Source organism: Streptomyces sp. NPDC056222 (assembly GCF_042264065.1).
GTDB lineage: Bacteria > Actinomycetota > Actinomycetes > Streptomycetales > Streptomycetaceae > Streptomyces.
The window spans coordinates 21,170-28,310 of the sequence record NZ_JBHJTL010000054.1 but is presented as its reverse complement, the minus strand read 5'-3'; the positions used below and the strand labels follow the sequence as shown (position 1 = coordinate 28,310).

Annotated in this window: 7 protein-coding genes; 4 read left to right on the top strand and 3 right to left on the bottom strand. The window is 68.9% G+C overall.

What is annotated here, in order from left to right:
- Window positions 1-82 precede the first annotated feature (82 nt).
- The gene (locus tag ACFC0D_RS23905; RefSeq protein WP_376439394.1) at window positions 83-493 is read right to left on the bottom strand and encodes a PPOX class F420-dependent oxidoreductase; all 411 of its coding nucleotides are present in this window, start codon (window positions 491-493) and stop codon (window positions 83-85) included.
- Between the two features lie 5 nt (window positions 494-498).
- Window positions 499-1,134 (bottom strand): TetR/AcrR family transcriptional regulator, encoded by a 636-nt coding sequence (locus ACFC0D_RS23900; protein WP_376439392.1) that lies wholly within the window; start codon window positions 1,132-1,134, stop codon window positions 499-501.
- Between the two features lie 253 nt (window positions 1,135-1,387).
- Between ACFC0D_RS23900 and ACFC0D_RS23895 the strand changes: the two genes are divergently transcribed.
- From ACFC0D_RS23895 to ACFC0D_RS23880, 4 genes are all read left to right on the top strand, one after another.
- Entirely contained in the window at window positions 1,388-2,362 is a 975-nt protein-coding gene (locus ACFC0D_RS23895) for a tetratricopeptide repeat protein (RefSeq protein WP_376439389.1), read from the top strand.
- Window positions 2,363-2,946: 584 nt separating this feature from the next.
- Window positions 2,947-3,600, top strand: a complete 654-nt coding sequence (locus ACFC0D_RS23890; RefSeq protein ID WP_376439386.1) for a DUF6230 family protein — start codon at window positions 2,947-2,949, stop codon at window positions 3,598-3,600.
- 106 nt (window positions 3,601-3,706) lie between these two features.
- On the top strand, window positions 3,707-4,294 hold the full coding sequence (locus ACFC0D_RS23885; RefSeq protein ID WP_376439383.1) for a DUF6114 domain-containing protein: 588 nt from the start codon (window positions 3,707-3,709) through the stop codon (window positions 4,292-4,294).
- Window positions 4,284-5,597 carry a hypothetical protein gene (locus ACFC0D_RS23880; protein ID WP_376439380.1) on the top strand — a complete coding sequence of 438 codons (1,314 nt, stop codon included), beginning with the start codon at window positions 4,284-4,286 and terminating at the stop codon, window positions 5,595-5,597. The genes ACFC0D_RS23885 and ACFC0D_RS23880 overlap by 11 nt, the downstream gene beginning before the upstream one ends.
- Window positions 5,598-5,692: 95 nt before the next feature.
- Here the strand turns inward: ACFC0D_RS23880 and pyk are convergent, their stop codons facing one another.
- Window positions 5,693-7,123, bottom strand: coding sequence for a pyruvate kinase (gene pyk, locus ACFC0D_RS23875; RefSeq protein ID WP_376439377.1), 1,431 nt, complete (start codon window positions 7,121-7,123; stop codon window positions 5,693-5,695).
- Between the last annotated feature and the right edge of the window lie 18 nt (window positions 7,124-7,141).

The window sequence follows — 7,141 nt, the reverse complement described above, 5'->3', positions numbered from 1 at the left end:
GGATTCTCCAGGGCCCCGCGGGTATTCTAGCGTACGGTGCGGGGGGGGTACGGGACCTCCCGTACCGCCCCTTCCGTTTCGGCTACTTCGCGGCCGTGCCCACGACCTTCGTCGGCGTGATCCGCACGACCACCCGCACCACCTCCGGCGGCAGGTCGAGGTACTCCTGGCCGGCGCCCGGGCCCTCGTAGCGCTCCTCGATCGCGACCGCGACGGCCCGGCCCACGTCCTCGGTGACCGTGGCCGTGCCCCGTATCTCGGCGTACAGCTGGGGGTCCTTGCGGTCGTACACGATCAGGCTGACCCGCGGATCGGCCTGGATGTTCTTGATCTTGCGGCGGCCGTCCTGGCTGGAGATCACCAGCTCGTCACCGTCCCTGGCCACCCAGACCACCGAGGTCTGCGGAGAGCCGTCGGGATGGACGGTGCCCAGGATCGCCGGGTTGATGTCGTCCAGAAGCGCGCGTACGGCGCTGTTCAGAGTGATCGTCACGACCGTCACCCTAGGGGTGTGGCCGCCGCCGCGCCCAGACCGCCGATCAGGAGAGCGGTGAAGCGCTGGACCCAGGCCTCGTCGACCGGTTCCGCGCTCACCAGGGCGCGGTGGACCACGGCGCCCGCTATCACGTCGAAGATCAGGTCGTCGGTGTCGTCGATCGACACCGGGTCCCGGTCGGTGGGGAGTTCGCCGCGCTCCTGGGCGCGCTGGCGACCCTCCAGAACCAGCCGCTTCTGCCGGTCGACGATGGAGCTGCGGATGCGCTCGCGCAGTGGCTCGTCACGGGTGGATTCCGCCACCACCGCCATCAGGGCCGTCTTCGTCTCCGGCCGCTGCAGCAGCGCGGCGAACTGCAGCACCACGTTCTCGATGTCGGCCTGGAGGGAGCCGAGGTCCGGGAGTTCGAGTTCGTCGAAGAGGACGGCGACGGCGTCGACGACCAGCTCGTTCTTGCTCGCCCAGCGCCGGTAGAGCGTGGTCTTGGCGACCCCCGCCCGGCCGGCCACATCGCCCATCGTCAGCTTGGACCAGCCCAGTTCGACCAGGGCGGCACGGGTCGCCTCGAGGATCGCGGCATCGGCCGCGACGCTGCGGGGGCGTCCGGTACGGCTGCGGGAACTGGTGCGGCTACACATGGGAATCGACCATACCCGCCGGTAGGTATTGCGCCAGAGTCGCGTGATGTGAGCCAGTTCACCGGTCGGATCCGTCCATCGATCGGGCGGGAGAGTTACGCTACGACCTGTAGCGAAAGGCTTTGAGCGGCCCGAGCGACAAACCACACGCACCAGGTGGGGACCTGGTGCAACAGAACGCGGACCGTGCACTTCGGTGCACGGTTCAGCCATGACGTACCGGTCACGCGCGCGGAAGGGGGAGGATGTACTCATGCAGCCCAGAAACATGTCCATGAGCGGCGTCGTCGACCTCGCCGCGGTGAAGGCGGCCGGAGAGGCCAAGGCGAAGGCGGAGCAGGCGCGTGCCGAGGCCGCCCGGCAGGGGGGCGTGGCGGCGGTCTCCCCCTCTGCCCTGGTGATCGATGTCGACGAGGCCGGCTTCGAGCGCGATGTCCTTCAGCGCTCCGCCGAAGTTCCGGTCGTCATCGACTTCTGGGCCGAGTGGTGCGAGCCCTGCAAGCAGCTCGGCCCGCTCCTGGAGCGGCTGGCCGTCGAGTACAACGGACGCTTCCTCCTCGCGAAGGTCGACGTCGACGCCAACCAGATGCTGATGCAGCAGTTCGGCATCCAGGGAATTCCGGCCGTTTTCGCGGTGGTCGCCGGTCAGGCGCTGCCGCTCTTCCAGGGCGCGGCGCCCGAGGCCCAGATCCGGCAGACCCTGGACCAGCTGATCCAGGTCGGCGAGGAGCGCTTCGGTCTCACGGGCATCGTCGTCGGCCCGGACGCCGACACCTCCGGCGAGCCCGCGCAGGCCCCGGTGCCCGCAGGCCCGTACGACGCGCTGCTGGAGGCGGCGATGTCGGCGCTCGACGCCGGTGACCTGGCCGGCGCCGTCCAGGCGTACAAGAACGTGCTCGCCGACGACCCCGCTCACCCGGAGGCCAAGCTGGGCCTGGCCCAGGCCGAGCTGCTCGCCCGTGTGCAGGACATGGACCCGCAGGCGGTGCGGAAGAACGCGGCCGACAACCCGGCCGACGTCACCGCGCAGATCGCCGCCGCGGATCTCGATCTGGTGGGCGGTCACGTCGAGGACGCCTTCGGCCGGCTCGTGGACGCCGTTCGGCGTACGGCCGGTGACGACCGGGACGCGGCGCGGCTGAGGCTGCTCGAGCTCTTCGAGGTCATCGGTCCCGAGGACCCCCGGGTCACGGCGGCCCGTCAGGCCCTCGCGCGGGTGCTGTTCTAGGCGCGTTGCAGGGGCGCCGAATCGCGCCGATTTGGCGACACAGTGATATTTCGCGGCCGCGCTTTACCAAAACTTGGTAAACGCGGCCGCTGTTACTTGCAGTAAATCGAACCCGGCAATCTGTCCGGCTTTCATCCTCAACATCCTGATGTACGGCCCCGGTGAACTGCACCCTGTGTGGCCGGGCGACATCGCCCTGTCGTGGCGTGGTTATCCACCCGTTACTAGCCGGTAACGAACCCCCTTGTGCCCTGGCCCGTAATGGACCACGATCGGCGACGCTCGGTCCGATACCGCACCAGCCCGGCAACCAACCGGGTGAGCGGCGAGGGTCCCCACCGAGTGGGTCGACGACAGTGGCGTCGGCCGTGGACAGGGGGGTTCCTGCCTTCACCGGCGGGGCCTGTCCAAGGAGGTTGCGCGCAAGGCGTGGCCAGTGGTTGTCGCTCGGGGGTGATCGCCGGTGAATCGGACGCGGGTCGCGCCCGATGTTCGGCGCTCCTTCCCGAGGACGTAGCACTTCTCCCATCCCAGGACGGGCCCCGGGCCCATCCGGAGATGTACGTCCGAGAAGGAGGATTCTCATGAAGTCCCAGGTTCGTGGCGGGACCAGATGGAAGCGGTTCGCCGTTGTCATGGTGCCGAGTGTGGCCGCGACGGCCGCGATCGGTGTCGGCCTGGCTCAGGGTGCGCTTGCCGCGTCCTTCAGCATCTCCGGCCAGGAGTTCAAGGTTAAGGCCGACAGCCTTGTCGGTAAGGACTTCGTCCAGTACGGCAACGTCGTCTCGGGCAAGGACCTCGAGGGCAAGCCGTTCGCTCAGCCGGTCGGTGTCTCGGGCTTCTCCGAGGCCTGGATCACCAACATGTGCCAGTCCGTCGTGACGCCGAACGTGCCGTTCCTCGGCAACGTCTCGCTGGAGCTGCGGGCCGGTACCGACAAGCAGAACCCGGTGTACGCGAAGGACATCTACCTCGATGTCTCGTCGCTCGACGCGGACGCCGAGTTCGGCAACATCGACATCGGTGTGGCCGCGGGCGCGCTCCCGAAGGCCGACGGCAAGCCCGGCATCCAGCCCGGTACCAAGGCCAACCCGTACGGCTTCTCGCAGCGTGCCGAGACGGCCAAGCTGACGGACGTGAAGCAGAAGGCGTGGGCGACGACCGCCGCCACCTTCAAGCTTCCCGACCTCAAGCTGAAGCTGCACACGGGCGCTCCCAAGGAGTGCTTCACCGAGTAGTACGCACCCGGCGGGTGGGGTCGTTCCGTACGGCCCTGCCCGCTCCGGTCCGTACCGCCGTTCACCACCTTTCTTACGCAACACCGCTTCCAGGGAGCTGTTTTCCATGAGCGCCGAGTCCACTGCTTCCCGCGGAGTCCCGAGCGAGAACCGTTTCCGTACCTGGCGGGGCCAGCGGCCCTTCTGGGCGGGTCTGCTCACGATCCTCGGCGGCGTACCGATCGCGTATCTCCCGTACGGCGACATGCGACTCGGCAACATGACGATCGCCATCGCCACCACGGCCGGAGCCGGTGCGCTGATCATCGGCGTCCTGCTCATCACGCTCGGTCTCACGATGTGGTTCCAGCCCATCGTGCGGGTGTTTGCCGGCGTCGCGGCGATCGTGCTGGGGCTTGTCTCCATCCCGGTGTCGAACTTCGGCGGCCTCGTCATCGGATTCCTGCTCTCCCTGATCGGCGGCGGGATGTCGATCGCCTGGGCGCCCGGCGTCCCGGTGGAGGAGACGGCCGAGGCGGAGGCCCTGCAGGGCGAGCACGAGAACGACGGTCAGCCGCACGGAGACGAGGCTCAGGAGGAGACCCAGCCGGTCGCCTTCGAGAAGGCCCCGGTCCCGGAGCAGCGTGCCGCGGAGGACGCGCAGGCGACCGAAACGACGATCGACGCCAACGGCGGGAGGAACAGTGCGGGGTGACGAAACACAGTCGCCGCAGTCGGCGACGGCTGCGGACGGCGCCACTCTGGCAGGACGGGGTCCGCGGCACGCGGCTCCTCGCAAGTCCCTGCTGAACAAGATCCAGGGTCCCGCGGGCAAGGCGATGGCCCTGGCGGCCATGCCGACCGCGGTGCTCATGGGCATGGGCATGGCGCCCAAGCTCGCCCTCGCCGACGAGAAGGACATCCCCTTCGCACCCGGTCCGTGCGTGACCCGCTCGGACGAGCCGGTGGCCGAGGAGTCGACGAAGCCCGCCGCGACCGAGAGCCCGAAGCCGACCGCGAGCGCGTCCGCCTCGCCGAAGCCGGAGGAGACCAAGGAGCAGGAGGCGCCCAAGCCGACGTCCAGCCCCTCGGCGACCGCCGGCACGGAGCAGGGCACCGCCACGCAGCAGCAGGCCGACGCGCAGCAGGCCCCGGCCCCCGCGCCCACCGCGACGAAGAGCGTCAACCCGCTCGACCCGCTGGGTCTCGGCGACAAGATCAAGGACCTGTTCGACGGGCCCGACGCGGAGCCGACGACCACACCGTCGACCACGCCGGCGCCGACCGCCCCGGTGAGCGAGAAGCCGGCGACGACGGCCCCGAAGACGGCTCCGGAGACGGACACGGCGAACAAGGCCGACGCCGCGGAGAAGGCCGACACCCCGGCCGAGACCGCCGCCGACAAGACCAAGGCCGCCATCGAGGAGGCCGCGGACAAGGTCGGTGCCAAGGTCGAGGAGCTGCCGGAGGACGCCAAGGGCCTCGACGCCAAGAAGGACGAGGACATACCCGAGGGAGCCAAGCCGCGCTTCCCGTGTCCCGAGCCCGACCCCGAGGCGCTCGCGGCGGCGGACCTGGAGGCGGGCATCCCGCTGCTCCCGGACGAGCCGTGGATCCTGAACAGCACGAAGCTCACGCTGAAGGGTCTGAAGTACCACGGCATCGTCGAGGTGAAGACCGGCAGCGGGAAGATCAAGAAGGTCCTGAAGTTCACCGCGAAGGACGGCGTGGACATCAAGGACCTGCACCAGCGCACCGTCCACTCGGACGGCTACACCGGGCACGTCAGGTCCGACAAGGGTTCGACGTCGACCATGAGCAACGGCACGGTGACCATGTACACGGAGAAGCTGAAGGGCAACCTCTTCGGCATCATCCCGGTCACCTTCAGCCCGGAGACCCCGCCGCCGCTCGACGTACCGTTCGCGATCTTCACGGACGTCGAGGTCACCCAGGCCGGTCAGTTCGGCGGCACGCTCACCGTCCCCGGCCTGCGCAACACGGTCGAGCCCAACTGATCGCGTAGAAAGCCCGTCAGGGAGCCGCACATGACGAGGGCCCCCGTCCGGATCGGACGGGGGCCCTCGTCATGCCAGGAGGCAGGCGGCGCGTGTCACGCGTGCTGTCCGCCGCCCAGGTGGTGCACCCGGACCATGTTCGTGGTGCCCGGGACGCCGGGGGGCGAGCCGGCCGTGATGACCATGGTGTCGCCCTCGCTGTAGCGCTGGAGCTTCAGCAGCTCCGCGTCGACGATGTCGACCATCGCGTCCGTGGTCTCCACGAACGGGACGAGGAAGGACTCCACGCCCCAGCTCAGCGTGAGCTGGTTGCGGGTGGACTCGTCCGTGGTGAAGGCAAGGATCGGCTGGATCGTGCGGTAGCGCGAGAGCCGGCGCGCGGTGTCGCCGGACTGGGTGAAGGCGATCAGCGCCTTGCCGCCCAGGAAGTCCGCGATCTCGCAGGCCGCGCGGGCGACGGAACCGCCCTGCGTACGCGGCTTCTTGCCGGGTACGAGCGGCTGCAGGCCCTTGGAGAGCAGCTCCTCCTCGGCCGCGGCGACGATCTTCGACATCGTCTTCACGGTCTCGATCGGGTACGCGCCCACGGAGGACTCCGCCGAGAGCATGACCGCGTCCGCGCCGTCCAGGATCGCGTTGGCCACGTCGGAGGCCTCGGCGCGCGTGGGGCGGGAGTTGGTGATCATCGACTCCATCATCTGGGTGGCGACGATGACCGGCTTGGCATTGCGGCGGCACATCTCCACGAGGCGCTTCTGCACCATCGGGACCTTCTCCAGCGGGTACTCCACGGCGAGGTCGCCACGGGCCACCATGACGGCGTCGAAGGCGGCGACCACGTCCGCCATGTTCTCCACCGCCTGCGGCTTCTCCACCTTGGCGATGACCGGGACCCGGCGGCCCTCCTCGTCCATCACCTTGTGGACGTCCTTGACGTCGTCGGCGTTGCGGACGAAGGAGAGCGCGACCATGTCGCAGCCCATGCGGAGCGCGAAGCGGAGGTCCTCGACGTCCTTCTCGGACAGGGCCGGGACGTTGACCGCCGCACCGGGCAGGTTGATGCCCTTGTGGTCGGAGATGACACCGCCCTCGATGACCACGGTCTTGACCCGCGAGCCCTCGACCTCGACCACGCGCAGCTCGACGTTGCCGTCGTTGATCAGGACCTGGTCGCCCTTGGAGACGTCACCCGGCAGGCCCTTGTACGTGGTGCCGCAGATGGACTTGTCACCCGGGACGTCCTCGGTGGTGATGGTGAACTCGTCACCGCGCACCAGCTCGACGGGACCTTCCGCGAAGGTCTCCAGACGGATCTTGGGGCCCTGGAGGTCGGCGAGCACGCCGACGGCGCGGCCGGTGTCCGCCACCGCCCTGCGGAGACGGTCGTACCGCTCCTGGTGCTCTGCCTGGGTCCCGTGGCTCATGTTGAATCGGGCCACGTTCATACCGGCCTCGATGAGAGCCTTCAGCTGCTCATACGAGTCGACGGCGGGGCCCAGCGTGCAGACGATTTTGGAACGGCGCATGAGGCGGATCCTATCGGT

Bases quoted from the DNA above. Each gene is read 5' to 3' on its own strand.
- ACFC0D_RS23900 (WP_376439392.1), bottom strand. From the start codon at position 1,134: ATGTGTAGCCGCACCAGTTCCCGCAGCCGTACCGGACGCCCCCGCAGC.
- ACFC0D_RS23885 (WP_376439383.1), top strand. From the start codon at position 3,707: ATGAGCGCCGAGTCCACTGCTTCCCGCGGAGTCCCGAGCGAGAACCGT.
- ACFC0D_RS23890 (WP_376439386.1), top strand. From the start codon at position 2,947: ATGAAGTCCCAGGTTCGTGGCGGGACCAGATGGAAGCGGTTCGCCGTT.
- pyk (WP_376439377.1), bottom strand. From the start codon at position 7,123: ATGCGCCGTTCCAAAATCGTCTGCACGCTGGGCCCCGCCGTCGACTCG.
- ACFC0D_RS23895 (WP_376439389.1), top strand. From the start codon at position 1,388: ATGCAGCCCAGAAACATGTCCATGAGCGGCGTCGTCGACCTCGCCGCG.